The sequence below is a fragment of the Desulfobotulus alkaliphilus genome (assembly GCF_007830435.1).
Taxonomy (GTDB): Bacteria; Desulfobacterota; Desulfobacteria; order Desulfobacterales; family ASO4-4; genus Desulfobotulus; species Desulfobotulus alkaliphilus.
This window is the reverse complement of the sequence record NZ_VLLC01000013.1, coordinates 98,403-114,221: the sequence shown is the minus strand read 5'-3', so window position 1 is coordinate 114,221 and position 15,819 is coordinate 98,403. Positions and strand designations below refer to the sequence as shown.

12 protein-coding genes are annotated in these 15,819 nt (G+C 53.4%); all 12 read right to left on the bottom strand.

Going from position 1 to position 15,819, the window contains the following annotated elements:
- Window positions 1-395 precede the first annotated feature (395 nt).
- The 12 genes from LZ24_RS09705 to LZ24_RS09650 all read right to left on the bottom strand — a co-directional run bounded on the left by LZ24_RS09705 (window position 396) and on the right by LZ24_RS09650 (window position 15,793).
- Window positions 396-932, bottom strand: coding sequence for an Lcl C-terminal domain-containing protein (locus tag LZ24_RS09705; RefSeq protein WP_144684955.1), 537 nt, complete (start codon window positions 930-932; stop codon window positions 396-398).
- Window positions 933-1,077: 145 nt separating this feature from the next.
- Window positions 1,078-2,583, bottom strand: a complete 1,506-nt coding sequence (locus tag LZ24_RS09700) for an RNA-directed DNA polymerase (RefSeq protein WP_222427597.1) — start codon at window positions 2,581-2,583, stop codon at window positions 1,078-1,080.
- A complete protein-coding gene (locus tag LZ24_RS18065) occupies window positions 2,570-2,734 on the bottom strand; it encodes an Lcl domain-containing protein (protein WP_407923303.1) in 165 nt (54 codons plus the stop codon). Before LZ24_RS18065 ends, LZ24_RS09700 begins: the two co-directional genes overlap by 14 nt.
- Window positions 2,735-2,772: 38 nt before the next feature.
- Complete coding sequence (locus tag LZ24_RS09690; protein WP_144684951.1) at window positions 2,773-3,186, bottom strand: four helix bundle protein; 414 nt, start codon at window positions 3,184-3,186, stop codon at window positions 2,773-2,775.
- A 170-nt stretch (window positions 3,187-3,356) separates the two neighbouring features.
- The gene (locus LZ24_RS09685) at window positions 3,357-7,418 is read right to left on the bottom strand and encodes an Lcl domain-containing protein (protein ID WP_144684949.1); all 4,062 of its coding nucleotides are present in this window, start codon (window positions 7,416-7,418) and stop codon (window positions 3,357-3,359) included.
- A gap of 666 nt (window positions 7,419-8,084) precedes the next feature.
- Window positions 8,085-10,916: a M16 family metallopeptidase gene (locus LZ24_RS09680; RefSeq protein WP_186443044.1), complete on the bottom strand. Its 2,832-nt coding sequence runs from the start codon at window positions 10,914-10,916 to the stop codon at window positions 8,085-8,087.
- 29 nt (window positions 10,917-10,945) lie between these two features.
- Window positions 10,946-12,037: a tetratricopeptide repeat protein gene (locus LZ24_RS09675; RefSeq protein ID WP_222427596.1), complete on the bottom strand. Its 1,092-nt coding sequence runs from the start codon at window positions 12,035-12,037 to the stop codon at window positions 10,946-10,948.
- Window positions 12,038-12,155: 118 nt separating this feature from the next.
- Window positions 12,156-12,842, bottom strand: a complete 687-nt coding sequence (locus LZ24_RS09670; RefSeq protein WP_144684943.1) for an energy transducer TonB — start codon at window positions 12,840-12,842, stop codon at window positions 12,156-12,158.
- Window positions 12,839-13,249, bottom strand: a complete 411-nt coding sequence (locus LZ24_RS09665) for an ExbD/TolR family protein (protein ID WP_186443043.1) — start codon at window positions 13,247-13,249, stop codon at window positions 12,839-12,841. Before LZ24_RS09665 ends, LZ24_RS09670 begins: the two co-directional genes overlap by 4 nt.
- Window positions 13,246-13,668: a MotA/TolQ/ExbB proton channel family protein gene (locus LZ24_RS09660; RefSeq protein ID WP_144684939.1), complete on the bottom strand. Its 423-nt coding sequence runs from the start codon at window positions 13,666-13,668 to the stop codon at window positions 13,246-13,248. The genes LZ24_RS09665 and LZ24_RS09660 overlap by 4 nt, the downstream gene beginning before the upstream one ends.
- Window positions 13,665-15,035, bottom strand: a complete 1,371-nt coding sequence (locus LZ24_RS17595) for a MotA/TolQ/ExbB proton channel family protein (RefSeq protein ID WP_222427595.1) — start codon at window positions 15,033-15,035, stop codon at window positions 13,665-13,667. The genes LZ24_RS09660 and LZ24_RS17595 overlap by 4 nt, the downstream gene beginning before the upstream one ends.
- Window positions 15,032-15,793, bottom strand: a complete 762-nt coding sequence (locus tag LZ24_RS09650; RefSeq protein ID WP_144684937.1) for a DUF3450 family protein — start codon at window positions 15,791-15,793, stop codon at window positions 15,032-15,034. Before LZ24_RS09650 ends, LZ24_RS17595 begins: the two co-directional genes overlap by 4 nt.
- Window positions 15,794-15,819 lie beyond the last annotated feature (26 nt).

Below are 15,819 nucleotides of genomic sequence, written 5' to 3'. Positions count from 1 at the left end.
CATGAGACATTCACACATGCACCGGGTCAGCGACTCCGGGGAACCTGCCTGCCACTTGCGTTGACGCAGCATTCAGTTTTGCCTTCCCGTTCACCCAACACGGTCAGCATTCCCAACCCTGATTTCGGAGCTCAATACCGAGCCTGTGTGTTCCCCTGTCAACGCTTAACCACTACCCTCACGAGCAGCAGCCCATGACTCGGGGCTCCGGCGGTTCGCTACACCTTACCGGATAGAGGACTTGCACCTCCAATCTTATGCCAGCTTATCCCGGCGCACTGGGTGTCCTATGGTTGTGCCTCCAATCTTATGCCAGCTTATCCCGGCGCACTGGGTGTCCTATGGTTGTGCCGGCCCCTCTCCCGGAGGGAGAGGGGAGGAAAAAAAGGAAAAAATCACTGTCCACCACGCACGAGGCGCACCTGGTAGTTGCTGGCCTTGCTGCCGAGGTTGACACCGCCGTAGCCGAAAAGGAGGTGCCACGCACCGCCACTGCCGTTGGCACCGGGCGAGGAAGACCAGAACCGAGAAGACGGCGTCTGTGGGAAAACGGCCGCATTAATGACAGGACTAAAGCATCTTTCTTCTACAATGGATTCCAGTTCTTTGATATTGGGAAGCCGCCAATCATTATGACCTGCAAAATTCGAATCCTGCGCCGCCTGCAAGGCCCCCTGCCAGTTGCGGGTAATGGCACTTCCAGTACAGGTGCTACCATCCCAATCCTGGCCTAAGGAGCAGCGCATCCACACAAGGCCCGTGGGCTTATGGGTCACAGTGCCGTCGGCATGGATATCAAAATCTACTGTGGGGGTGGTCGAGGTGATGGCCGTATTTTCCGATCCACTGCACAGGGTTCCGGCTATGAGGGATGGAGAAAAAAACAGGGCTGCAACAAAAGAAAGGCAGATGAACAGATAGCAAGGTTTCATGGAGAACACTCCTTATTTAAAGGTGCGAAAAATTATTTTCTTTACCCTCTCCCTCCGGCACTCAGACGGGAAGGACCTGTCAACTTAAAACATATTCAGTTCGCCGACTGTGTGCCGGACAGGCAACCCTCTGGCTTCGAGAGCCTCAGCCACCACCCGGAGGAAGAGAGAGTGTAAGATACACAATACGCCTCAGCACCCGTTTCCGGATACCTTTTTTCAAAAACCCCTCTTCTGTACACACAAGCCATGGCAGCCCTGCACTGTCCAGTGCCTTCCATAAACGCTCCCCCCTTTTCATGGGCAGCTCCCAGGCCTTTACAGGGGAAGGGCCTGCATAGGGCTTTGCATTCAAAAAAGGCTTGTTCAGAAGCCAGCTCCCACCACACTGCATGATCAGGATACAACCCGGATACATGGCCTTAAACCAGTGCCACTGGCTGTGCATGGTCAGGGGGGTGGGGGGCATCCACCGGGGTTTCAGGTCAAAGGCATCCAGAAAAAGGTTTTTCAGCCATGGGAATTTTTCAAACACGGCCTGCTTTAACCCATGGGCATCGGCATGGGAAAAATGCCCCCAGTAACTGACCAGCACAGAGCGCAGGCTTTTGCGGAGTTCCGGCTTCAGTTCCAGTTGCACGCCCCTGCCCCGGGGGATCAACAGCTTTTTTTCATAGTCTCTCAGTTTTTCAAAGAGATTGCCCTTCACACGACGGCGGACAAGGCGGTAATCGGGACGGATGATATACCCTAAAAAATCAACACCACTGGACAAAGCTTTTGGTGCGGAACCCGGCCGGAGCCGCAGGCGCAGCTTTTCTTCCAGAAAAAAAATGATGCGTTCATGCCAGTCTTCAAGGCAGGACCTTTCCTTATGCATCAACAGAAAATCATCCACATAGCGTACATAATAAGAGCATTTCAGATCATGCTTCACAAACTGATCCAGCACATCGAGATAGAGATTGGCAAAGAACTGGCTGGTCAGGTTACCGATGGGAAGCCCAGTTCCCGGAGGTGCATTTTCAAGGCGCTTATGCTCAGGCACACAGGCAAAGGAGCGGGCATCCCCGATGCGAATGGCCTGGGCCGCACAGGGCTGTCGGATGACACGGGAAGCCATGCGGTAACATTGCCTTGCCTGCTCCAAGGGCATCCCCTTTCGTTTTACGGCTTTCTGAAGCTTCAGAGAAAGACGTTCCAGCAGGGTATCATGGTGGATACTGTTAAAAAAACTGGCAACATCCAGTTGAAGCACAAAGCCCTTTCCCTGAATCCTGCGCATGAAGGTCTGGGCACGGTTCACGGCAAAGTGGGTGCCCCGATCCTTGCGGTTTGAGGCGGCATCATGGATGAAATCCTGATCTATTACAGCCTCCAACTGCGGAATCAGCCAGTGATGCACCACCCTGTCTTCATAGCAGGCGGCATATACTTCACGGGCCTTGGGTTTGGTAACAGTAAAGACAACGGGTGGCTGAGGCTGCCAGTACGCATTTTTCAGGGCGTCCTGTGTATCCACAAGATGATCCAGGAGGCGCTGTTCATACAAACAGGCACGCACCGTCCTCCGTTTTCGTTTCCGGCAGGCACGGTAGGCCCTGTCCACGGAGTAAAGGCTCAGGTACGGTGCTGTTTCACGCTCCACCACGCACGAGGCGCACCTGGTTGTTGTTGTTCTTGTTGTTGTTGTTGACATTGCCGTTGTTGAAATTGAGGTTCCACGCATTGTTACTGTTGTTGGCATTGGGCGAGGAAGACCAGAACCAGCATAACCTGCCTTCTTGACTCCCGCCCGCCACCCGTAAACGGCAGGCAGACGGGTTTTGTATCCCTTGCTTCAAGGGGAGGCAGGCGCACAGTGAATGGGGTCACGCACTGCGTTTCCATTACGCAGCACTTCTGCCCTTGCCTGTTTCAGCCAGCCACCAGCCTGTTTTCCCACCTGTACCGACAGTTCAGCCACCCGCTGAAACTGTGCAAAATTTTTAAAGGCCTTCAGTTCTTTGGCAAGTTGAATCTGCATTTTTAAATCTTCTATGCGTTCCGTAAGTTCCTGCACCTGTTTATGGCGGCTTTGCCTGCGGGTATAGGCCCTGTGAATCAACTGACAGATTCTTAAGCTGCTGGCCCGCAGTTCTGAGCCTATGGTGTATTTGTGATAACGGGGAAAAGCCCTTACAGCCTGCTCCACTTCCAGCATCAGGAGGTTGGCATCCCGCCATATGGGGAGGTGTTTCATATAGGGTACCATGGGGTTTTCTCCATTTTTAAGATTTCCCTCACCCCGGCACTCAGGCCAACAGGCTTCAGAACATTGTACAAATCCATTTTTTGGCCTGTGTGCCGGGCAAGGCCCCGGCCCCTCTGGCTTCGAGAGCCTCAGCCACCGCCCAGAGGGAGAGGGGAGAAAAAAGGCAAAAATCACTGTCCACCACGCACGAGGCGCACCTGGGAGTTGAGGTACTTGGCGTTGCTGTTGACATGGCCGCTGGCGAAAGCGAGGTTCCACGCACGGCCACTGACGTTGGCACGGGGCGAGGAAGACCAGAACCAGCTTGATTGCGTATTGGGAAAAAACTCCGTATCAATGGATGGATTTCTTCTGCCATAATTCACAATGGACAAAATCTCTTTTCTTGTGGGCATCCGCCAATCCCTTGCCCCGCAAAGACCCGCCTCATTCACAGCCTCCACAAAGCCTTTGGTATCGCAGTCAGAGTGCTTGCAACTACCTCTATTCTGATAGCCTGCGTGTCCACCGTTGGTGCCAGAAACAGGATTGTACCAGGAATAGCTATGTGACATATGCCTGAGATGCTCCGGATCATTCACCTTCACCTCCCAGATGAGGCCGGTGTGGTTATCTTTCACGCAGGACCACTTTGTGCCTGCGGCTTCACTGCCAGTATCCGACCAGCTATTATTCTGAATGGCAAGGGGCTGACCATTGGCACCCAGCTTGGTGAAGTCAAAGCCTGCGGCACCGGCACCTACCTTTTGCAGGGTTTCCTCACGGGCAGCCGCATCCCTGCCAAAGTCCGCATCCTGTCCGGGATGAGTGGCCACAGGACTTGTAATGTTGTTGGTTGTTTCATCGGCCCACCAGTCGATACCGGTGTCATTTAAGCGGCCTGTAATCAAAGAAGTATTTTCTGTATAGCACAAAGCATGCCTTGCCCCATCCCAGGATCCAAGATCAATCAGATGATTATCAATATTGGCATGGGAAAGATAATGGCCAGGTAAATTATGATCATGCCTTGTTATAAAATAGTGCCTCCTGCTTCCGTAAAGAACATGCCCATTCCTTGAAACATTCAGGCTTCTTCTGTCGTCACTTTCAGGTGAAGGCATTGCCAATCTGTCAAAAAATACATCCATGGATTTTCCTGAATCATAATAGGCTACAACATCATTCCAGTCCGCAAGACGGTAAGCGGAACCAAACTCATTTTTACAGGCCTGATTATTATCTTCTGTTTCATTATATTTATTAATGGTTGCCATAAATTTGAAGGCTGTAGGATTGGGCGTAGCAGAAACCTCATTGCTGTTTGAAGATTCACTACCCGATACAAGGGCACGGATCACAAAGTAATAACGGGTCCCGTTGTTCAGGTTTTGAACGGTATGGGCTGTGACATTGCCAAGGCTTATTTTTTCATCATAGGTTCTGTAATCATCCGGGTTTATACCAGCACTTCGGCCATAATAGAGGGCATAGCCCGTTGCCCCTGATATGGCATTCCAGCTTAATGCAACACTTTCTGAACCGAAAATTGCCATGAAGGCAGAAGGTGCTGCAATTGTTTGAGGTCGCAATTTACCCAAATTAACAGCGCCAGATGGCTGTTGGTCATCCGTCCTGTAAACACCGACAAATTCAATGGCATCTTTACTGAAGGGATACCCTGCAACTATAGAATAATCCGTATCAGATTCAAAGGGCACACGAACATCAACATAGCCCTGCCCATCACTGCTGGGGGCCATTTTACTGTCTTTGCCATCCATCCCCATGGGTATGACCCGGACCCATTTATTATTGGCTTTCACATATATGGGTTGATCTGTAATAAATGCCCCATTGCTATTCTCCAGTTGAAACTGCAAGCGCACTGAGGGTGTCACATGAACAAGAAGTTCTCTACGGGTTGTATAATCATTGCATGTTAATATGCAGTAACTGTGTGTGGCCCCAAACTGCATTCGCCATTCAGAAGGCCTGCCAGCTTCCTTAAGTTTTGCCTCCCAATTAAGCCTTTTATCTTTTTTAGAAAAAGCCGAATGCAAATCTATGTCTTCAAATGCAGCAGAAGTTTCTGTTACTTCGCTTTCTTCATAATAAGAAATATTAATGAGTTTTTTAGCAACCCAAGCTCCAAGAGAAACACCTGGAATTATATCTATCTTATTACGAAGCATACTGCGGACACCAATATCCAACAATTCTCCCTCCAGTACATCAACCCTGTCTATATTGTTCAGGCTTCCTGCTACATATTGATCCAAGGGCGTCACTGTTCTTGCATTATCTGTAATTTTAGAACCTGCCTCTTCATATACCTTCCCTGCAAAACCAGAACAGCTATATCCCCGATCCTCATTATTGCCTACAAATGTATATGGGGCACCTGTTTTAACAAGTGCGTTCCTGACTACCTCAATCCTTTTTTCCCAAGTCATCCCAGGAAATCTTTTAGCACCTAAGTAGTATTCACCGCTCCTGTAACCTGTATCGTGGGCTATCAGAACACCCTTATCATCATCGGCATTCTTTGAAGAATGTATATAGCTGTCATAGTCCCAAGGAGACCATGGGTCATCAAGTACAGGCTTACGACGATGAAGTGCCCTGTAAGAACTTTCATCAAGGGTTTTAAGGTGATTGAGCATATCCTCCAGTTCTGTATCTGTAAAACCTTCATGACGGGGTACTGGGTCTTTTAGTTTCCTTCCAATATGAGAAGGGCCAATTCCAAGGTTCATACGGACGTGGCCTGGAATCCAAGTCAATACTTGACCCAAAAAAGGGTAGTCTATGGATGAGGGAGAAAGTGTAAACTCCAGATCTCCTGGCAACAGATGATGACTGGGAAGTTCAAAAGCTAAAGAAACAACAGGGCCGCCACCTATAAAAGTAGCAACTGAAAAATGTGGAATTTCAACATAAAATTCACCATCATCGTTTATAAACACGCTTAAGGGTACAGCCTTAACCTGTCCATGCTCTGATTCAAAGCCTTCAAGAGAATCACTATACAAAAAAGCATCAATAATGCCGGAAGGGCCAGCCATGGACTTTGGAATTGTCAAAACAGCAGGCTCATCTTTGCTGAACTGCAATCCCTCTGGTTCCAAAACAAAGGTATTGACATAAACATCACCATCTCTTGTTTTCATATGTTTCATTTTAATTTCCGCATCCTCAGCCATGGAATCAGGTTTTACTTCCAGCTTAACCTGCTCTTTCATAGCAAGAACCCCACCCTCTGCAGCCTTGAAAAATTCCTCCTTAATTTCAACAGTATCAAAACGCCCGCCAGACTGATAAGCTGCTTCAATAGTCAGATCTTCGTATCCGCTATCTGTATAAAGCAAAACATAATAAATACCTGCCTGAGGACTTTTTATATGGCAGATTTTTTCATTCCCGGCTGATTCTTCTGAACGGCAGTCATATTCGGACAGTGTAGGATACACTCCTTGGCGCACATACAGATCGGCATCTCCTGAACCACCATACAGGCGAAAAATCAAATCTTTTGAACCTTCAGGTAAATCTATTTCGTATATTCTCTGGGCCTTGGGAACTGCACTTAGGTTAGTGATACCTAACCCATTTTGCAGGGGGATGGTTTCCATCCATTCAAACAAAGCTGTAACAGTACAATTTTCAAAAGTATTTGTAATTATATAAGTATTGGAAGATAATCTGCCCCCGCAGCCCGTTACCGATGAAATGCCGTAGCCTGTATCGGGGGTTACGGTAAACGAGGTGCTACTGCCGTGGTTTACGCTTCTGCTGGAAGGGCTTATGCTGCCGCCTTCCCCTGCGCTGGCGGATACGGTGTAGCTGCTCTGAATGAACTGGCTGAAGCTTGCCGTTACCGTACAGGCCCCTGTGATGGCTCCCGTGGTGTAAGTATTGCCGCTTAAGGTGCCGCCGCAGCCTGTTACCGAAGAAATGCCGTACCCTGTATCAGGGGTTATGGTAAAGCTTGTGGTAGCACCATGATTGACCGTCTGCGGCGTATCAGGATCTATAATGCCGCCTACTCCTGCTGAGGGAGTTACGGTGTGTCCTGTTTCATTTATGGGTGGTTTGGTATTGCCCCCATCACTGTCTTTGCTGTCCGAACCTCCACCGCCACAGCCGGAAAAAAGAAACAGGAATGACAGGGCAAGAACCCATAGGAATTTTGCACGCAAAGATTCCATACCCTGCGACGGAGACAAAGCCATTCTGTGATTGTTTTTCATTTAACACCCCTTGATGCTGATGCACAATGCCAGCCCTGTGACCGGATCATTACTTTTGGTTTTTTATGATCTGGAATAATCTTTTTGCCAACAGCCTGCCTTAAGGGTACATTTCAGTCAGGCAAGAAAACCGCCACCCCATGCTAAAAACATTGAACCGAGTTTTTTTTGCTTACTACACCCATCCGCAGATGAAAAGAAAAAAAACAACTTTTTCCTCATTTTGTTCTGAGTCTTCATCCGGCAGAGACAACAAAAGGTACAAAGGCCGAAGCCCCGGTAAGTGAAGGGTTTCGGCCTTTGTGTCTGTAAAGACTTATTCTTTTGGGCTGTGGGCTATTTTCTAGGGCCTCAGCCAATGGATTTTGGAGCCTCTGGCTTCGTGGCTTCGAGGGCCTCAGCCAACGGCCAGAGGGAGAAAGATCAAGACTTGTCAAAATTCAATCTGATTACCACTGTCTTTCAGTCATACAAACCTTAATCATGGAAATTATATGACCTGATTTTACGAATGTTAACGGGCACCCGTAAAGGGTGCCCCTACAAAAAACAGGGCCGTAAAACCCATTCGTAGGGGCAGGTCTTGCGCCTGCCCGTATTAAACCATGGGGCTGACAACAACCTGACCAGCAAGCTGTGGCTGAATCAGGGTAGTAATCAAAAAATTCAATCCTGCTGTTTTTCAGTCTCAACCCGCAAAAGGGAGGCCTTTTCAGGATTCAGAACCCTTGCGGCAAGGGCGCTTAAGTCTTCGGCGGTCCAGGCCATATAGTCTGATATCAGGGTTCTGGCCCATTCCCGCAGCTCAGGCTTTTCTCCGGAACCATCCATGACGCCCATGATCCAGTACATATTATTCTGTTGACGTGTTTCCAGATTGTTGATGAGCGGGCCCCTTACCCTTTCCAGCAGCTCCGGTGTCAGCCCGCCCTCCCCCAGACCCGCTGCAAGGGAAAGGATGCGGCCCGAAACCTCCTCCGCGGCTTCGGGGGCCACGGAAACCCCTGCCATGATGCCGCCCCAGTCGGACCATCCCGTATAGTGCCAGTGCCAGGCAAAGGGGGCATAGGCAATGCCCATATTTTCCCGGATTTCCTCACGCAGCCTCTCCCTCAGAACTTCCGCCAGCAGATTCAGCCCCCGGTGCTCCAGTGAAGAGGCACTGCCGCCCGTGGGAAAACCCCACTGCACAAGGCTTGCGGGCGGATGGGCATGGACCCTGACGGTTCTGGAAGTACCATGGGCAAAGGCAGGACTTTGGGCCACAGGCTCCGCCACCCTGACATGGGATGCGGGCCTTTTTCCCAGAATACTGCGCACAAGCCCTTCCACTTCCAGCACATCCATATCCCCTGCCACGGAGATTTCTAAGGGATCGGAGGCAAGAACAGGGGCCAGCCAGCTTCGGATATCATCCAAAGACCATGGGGGCAGGGCATCCGGCGGGCAGAGCCTTGCATCGTCTCCCGTGAAAAAGCAGGGGTTCTCCCGGCGAAATGTCCGGTCAATACTCCCGGCCGCCTGCTCCAGCTCTCTCACATAGCGATTTCTGGCAAGCTCAAAGGCCTCTTCCCTGAAACCCGGATCTTCCAGACGGGCACGCAGCAGATGAAGCAGGCTGGCAAAATCGCTCCTTCGGGCCTCTCCGTCAAAAAATATTTCCTTTGGTCCCATGCCCATGTGCAGGGCGACGCGCTTACCCGCAAGGGCCTGTTCCAGGGCATCCCGGCCAAGGGTACCCGTACCCGAAAGATTCAGGGTTTCGGTGGCAATATAGGAAAGACCGGGCCAGGGCTCACCGCTGCGCCCCGTACCCAGACGCACCCGCATCCGCACCCGGCCCGCCTCGAAGTCCGTCTGCCGGATGTGGAGAAGGGTGCCGTCTTCCAGCAGCACATCCCGGATGCCAAGCCCTTCATCCTCCCATACCTTTTTGACACCAGCCAGTTCTTCCGGTGCGGGCAGGTAGGGGAAATCAACGGCTTTTGACCACAACCTTTCCCTTGAAACCTCATCGCCGGCGGCAAGATAAATGGAACGCATCCGCTGTTTCACCTGAGCTGCGGGCAGAGCCACCCCTTCTCCCAGCATGCGCACCAGCCTGTGGCTGCCGGACCAGAGCTGCCGGAAAGAACGGTTCACTGCGGACAATTCCGCCTTCTCCAGAAAGGGAATCACCAGCAATGCCATGGCTTCAGGACATACAGGCACCTGATCCGTATAAAAATCCATCAGAAACTCTGCTGCCAGATCACCACTTGCCATGCGCCGGGATGTCTCTGCCCTTTCCTCAAACCAGGCAATGAACTCCTGCCTTACCCTTTCCAGCTCCCCTGCGGTAAATCCATGCACCAGGGCCTCCCTCAGGGTTTTTGTGGCAATTTTGAGATTTTCTTCCCAGGTCTCCGGCCTTGAAACCATCCGCAGATCCGCAAGCCGGATGCTTCCGTAAAGGTCATGGGTAAAGGCGGCAAGGGAAAGCACCGGAAGACCGCCCTCCTCCTTCAGCCGCTCAAGGCGCTGGGCCAGCATACGCATGCCCATGTGGCGCAGAAGCGCATCCTGATCCGACTGCATTGTATGGGGCGAGGGTTCCATGGATGATACCGTGGAAATTCCAAGGCGCAGCTCGCCGCTTGCCGGTTCATTGTGATACATGAATGCAAGTCCCCGATGATCCGGCACACCGATTTCAGGCTCCGGCAGCAAAGGACCACGGGCCTTGAGATCCCCGAAGGCGGCATGAATCTTTGCCTGCACCTCAGCCAGATCCATATCCCCAACGCCCAGAAGCAGCATGCGCTCCGGTCTGTACCAGGCATGGTAAAAAGCCCTGAAATCTTTTGCATCTGCAGAGCGGATCACAGAAGCAAGGCCAATGGGCGGCCTTTGGGGAATGCGGGTTCCCCTGAACAGAAAGGCCTGCTCTGCCCGGTGCATGCGGTAGGCAGCCGAATCCCTGTCCCTTTTTTCGGCAAGGACAATGCCCCGCTCCCGCTCAATTTCTTCTGCAGGGAAAAGAAGCTCTCCTGCATAATCGGCCATGATCCGAAGGCCCTGATCCAGGGTCTCGGATTTGCCTTCGGGAAGCACAATGTCATAGACCGTCCGGTCAAAGGCCGTATGGGCATTGGTGTCTCCCCCAAAATTCATGCCGATTTTCTGGAAGAAATGGATAAGGCTGCCCGGCGGAAAGTGGGTGGAACCGTTAAAGGCCATGTGCTCAAGGAAGTGGGCCAGCCCTTCCTGACCTTCGGCCTCATGGCGGGAACCCGAACGTACCAGAAGGTGAAGATGGACCCTGCCCGAAGGATGATCATTGGGAAAAAGGGCATAACGGAAACCATTGGGAAGCTCACCAAACACCAGCTTCGGATGGGGAGAAAGATCCGACCTTTCCCATGGCCAGCCGGAAGAAGACTCCCCTGCAAAGGCCTGTGTACTGCCGGATATAAAAAGCATCATCAGACAGACAAAAAACCAAAATGCCTTGCGCATACTTTCCTCCTCTACCTTAAAGATTTCCATCAATAGGAATCACCCATCCCGGCCTCATCCAATGCCTGCATCCGGTTTAAAAGTCCCTTCACCCGAAACTCCCATCCCGGCACCTCCGCAAGGAGGGCAAAAACCCTGCGGGCCTCACTGTAACGACTAAGCTCCCTGAAACACAGTCCTTTCATATAAAGCACTTCCGGCGTTTCTTTCAGGCCGGAAAGGCTCGCCAGAGCGGCTGAGGGATTTCCTGCCTGCCGGTGAAGCCGGGCTGCCAGCATCCCTGCCTCCGGTCCTTCGTTTTTCTGAAGAAGAAGCAGAGCATCCCGGTACCTCCCGGCAGCCATAAGGTAGGGAACCCCATCCATTGCATCCCTGCCCGCCCTTTCCATTGCCCCTGCCGCCAGATGGGGAAGCCCGGCTGAGGCATAGAGCCCAGCCAGCGCCTGCCAGTCCCCATGATCTGGTTTTTTTAAATAAAAAGCCGTTTCCAGAGCCAGTGCTGCCCTGCCCGCATAACCCGCCCTGTGCAGGCCCGAAGCAAGAAGCCGCCAGTCTTCGGCACGACCGCTTTCAAGGGCAAGGCCTTCCATCTGCCGGAGAAGCTCAGGCTTTGTATCACCCGAAGCCAGAGAAGCATGGACAAAAAGCCGCAGCCAGTCAGGGGGGGTATCGGCCTTAAGCCATTCGGCCATTTTTTCTTTCGCAGCCACAGCATCCCCGGCGTTAAAAAGACATAGGGCAAGGCCGTAGGCATCCTTTCCCTGCTGCGAAACCGTCAAAGCCCTTTGGAAGGCTTCTGCCCCATCCTTCCAACGGTCCATGCCATGGAAGGTCCATCCCAGATTGCGCCACAGATCCGCATTCTCCGGGTCCAGCGTCAGGCCCCGCTGAAAATCTTCCGCTGCCCCCTCCAGCTCTCCCATGCGGAAACGGGCCGTGGCCCGAAGACTCCAGTAATGGGAAAGCCCCTTCAGGGATACCTCCTGGGAAGCCAGAACATCAAAGGCCTTTTCAGGTTCTTCCCCTTCAAGGAAAAAAAGGGCCTGCTGCAAAACCCCGCGGGAAGAACCAAAGGCCGGAGGCGGTACTAAAATCATGGTTGACAGGCATATGAGAAACAAACAAATAAAACCACCTGACAAAATGGAAACACCCGGAAACAAAGCCCTCACCCCAACCCTCTCCCAGAGGGAGAGGGAGCTAAACAAAGCCCTCACCCCACCCCTCTCCCATACTTCTCTATCCATCCGGCTCTCCGAAAACAAGGGGCAGCTCAAAACGGGTGATTACATCCGCGCCCCCGAGCCTGCCCGGTGTAAACCGCCACCTGCGGGCCGCATCCAGGGAAACCGCCTCAAAATATCCCGAAGGATCTGCGGATATGACCTGTACATCCCGCACCCGGCCTTCTCTATCCACCTCCATGAGAAGACGTACCCTGCCATGGCGGATACCCTGCCTTCTGGCGGCATGGGGAAAAACAGGTATCACCCTGTGCAGGGGACGGGGCAGGGTATCCAGCTCTCCGGGACCATACACCGCATCGGCATCAACTATTTGCTGTGGTAAAAGGGTTTCCAGACTGCGGGCCAGAGCTGCCGCATCTGGAGGTCTTACATCCGGCACCACCTCGGGAAGGAGATTTTCCTGACTTAAGGAAGCTGTCTCCGGGATTCTCAAGCCGGGAGCATCAAAAGCCAGAGGCTCTAAGCTTTCCCACTCCGGCAGTTCCGGAATTTCCACGGGCCTTTGCGCCACGGCATCGGACCTCTGCCGGATCAGATCCTGACTCAGGGTGACGGGCACACCCTCCCATGGCTCCTCCGGGGGGCTGTTTTCACCGGAAACCAAAAAAAGACCAAAGATCAGCAGGGTAAGCCCCGCCCCCAGCCCCCAGCATACCAGCCAGACGGCAAAGGACCTCATTCCGGCCTCCGGGCCGCCAGAGCCAGATGCTGAATCCCTGCCATGCGGCAGATATCCAGTACCCGCATCAGGGTTCCGGATGCCGCCTCCTTATCCGCCGCCACCACCACGGCAGCACCGGGATTGTTTGCGGCAAATTCCTGCATCCGTCCCCGGAGTACTCCGGGATCCACAGGCCTGTCCTCCAGAAAAATTCTGCCCGAAGCATCCACGGCCAGCACTAACCGGACCTGATCCGAGGATACGGCACTCCGGGCCGAAGGCCGGTCCACAGGCACCGATGTTTCCCGTATAAAGCTGGCATTCACCACAAAAAAAATCAAAAGGATAAAAATCATATCCAGAAGAGGCGCCATATCCAGCCCCGGCGTGGCCCGTCTCCGCATCTGACGCAGCTTTCTTTTCACAGGCCCCTCCCTTTCCATCCAGCCCTGTGCCGCCTCTCCAGAAGATGGGCCATGAGAATACCCGGAATGGCTGCCAGAAGCCCCGCCTGTGTGCTCACCAGAGCCTGGGCAATCCCTCCGGCCATGGCCCTGTCCCCTGAAAAACCTTCGGCATGCAACCCGGCAAACATGGTGATCATGGCAGAGACGGTACCCATCAGTCCCAGAAGGGGGGCCGTGGCAGACAGAACACGGATGGCCCGGATGCGGTGAACAATGAGATCAGAACCCAAAGGGCCCCCTTCACGAAGGCCCAGATCCCTGAAAGTCTTAAGGCTTAAGGCCCAGATCCCCGCAGACATCAGGGCCAGCAGCCATATCCATATGCCACCCGTCATCCATGCATCCCGGAAGGTAGTGATCCATCCTGCGCCTGTCATGCCTGCTCCTTTTCCCCAAGCGGATGATCAGACTCTTTTTCCAGCAAAGCCAAAGCTTCTGCTGCCCTGTCCTCGGCATCGAGGGCCAGTCTTTCCGCCCTTCTCGAAAGCAGATGATGGGCCAGCAGCAAAGGTACGGCCACGGCCAGCCCCCACTGGGTGGTGACCAGCGCTTCGGAAATACCTCCGGACATAAGGCGGATATCCCCGGCACCCATGCGGCTCATGACACGGAAAGACGCCATCATGCCCGTCACCGTTCCCAGAAGACCCAGCATGGGCGCCAGTGCGGCCATCACACCAAGGCTGGCAATGCCCCGCTCCATGCGGTCGGACCAGCCCGCCACAGCACTTTCCAGCATCTGTTCCCGGACTTCGGCGGCCTCATCCCTGAGATCCGCAGCCATGACAAGCATGGAAAGTCCCGGACTCTTTACCGCCTTTGCCCCCCAGCCCCCTTCTCTGCCATACCGTCTGTCCCTGATCACCATGACCGCATCGCCCTTGAAAAAGGACAGGCGGAAAAGATCAAAGGCCCGGACAGTGAAAATCATAAGCCCCGCCACCCCCAGAAAAAGGATGGGCCAAATGAGAAGCCCCCCTTCCCTCACCCGGTCCCGCAGTCCCCTGCCACCGCTTTCCGTATCCAGAACCGTGCCTCCGGAAAGATCCACAGGAAGCATCCCTCCCCCTTCTCCGGCCAGAGCCCTTTCAATGGCACGGCCCTCGGAACGGGAAGGCAGCCTCCGGGCCTGCTGGTACATATCCCCGCTTCCGTGGCTGACAAGAAAAAGGGGACGGCCTTCGGCATCCTGCCCCATGGCGGCCAGGGCACCAATACGCAGTACATGGGCTTCATGCATACGTCCATCCCGGCCCATAAAGGAATGACTTTCCACGGCCATGGTATCGGAAGCCCTGAGGTGAAAATACAGGGTTTTCATAAAGGAGCGAAGGCGGTCTTCCGGGGTATCACCTTTTGCTTTCAAGGACTTAAGGGGCAGGGTGATGCCGGAGCCCAGCAGGGTTTCAAAACGGTCCGACGCATCGGACATCATGGCAAGCAGGGCCATTTCCGTACTCCGGGAAGCCTCCCTTTCGGTCTCTGCCTGCCGGGTTCGGGCCATGAGGGTTTCGAGATCTGCCTTTTTTTTGCGATTTGCGGCCTGTAATTCCCTGATTTCTTCCTCCAGAGACCTGCGCTGTGCGGCAAGGGCCTCCCTTTCCTTCCCAAGGATCTGGCGCTGCTGTGCCGCTTCTTCCCTTAAGTTCTGAAGAACCCTCTCCTGGGGAAGGAACTTTTCCCCGTGGGATGGAGAAAAGGGAAAAAGAATCAGCACCAGACCGATAAAAACAGAGCGCATCATGGAACCTCCGGCAAAGAAACAGGCAGGGAAATCAGCTCCGTGGGCATGCGCCGCTGTACCATGGCAAGGGCCCTCTCCACGGCCCTGCCCTCCCTGCGGTCCAGCGGATGGAAGTTACGGGTCTCCCGGTCCCAGCGGGCCACCATGTCTCCATCCGGGGAAAGGAAGAAAAGACCTGCGGCTCCCAGATGCAAAAAAATCCCCCTGAGGGTCTCCCCCTCCTTTTCCCATATGCCCGGTGCCGTGTCCGGAAAAACCCCGAGGTTCAGCTCGGCTTCCATGCCGTCCAGAAAGAGGCGGAAACGGTCTTCTGTATTTTTCTCTCCGTCTTCCATGGCCTCCCGCAGCCTCTGAACCCGCATCTTCCGGGCTTCCATCCCAAAGGGCGGCTGATTATCCATGCGCTCTTCCAGCGCATCCGTCAGCCTGCCCAGCAGGGGTTCCACCAGACGGGCCACCCGGCCGGGATCACTGGCCGCCTCCAGCCCCTCCAGTTTCTGGTGCTGACCGGCAATGCGTTTTTCCAGCATATGGTTTTCAAAACGAAGGGCTTCGGCCTCCATGCGTAAACGCATGAGAAGGGCTTCTTCTTCCTGACGCTCCCTTAAAAAGGCATCGGCCTCTGCCTGTGCCTCCAGAGCCAGACCAAGGGCTGCGTCCATTTTTTCCAGAACTTCCGCCTGCAAAACTCCGCCTGTGGACAGAAGAAAAATGCCTGTAAGGCAGAGGCAGAAACATGACCGTCTGATTTTTTTCATAAGCTCCCAGCCTTCACAAGACCTAA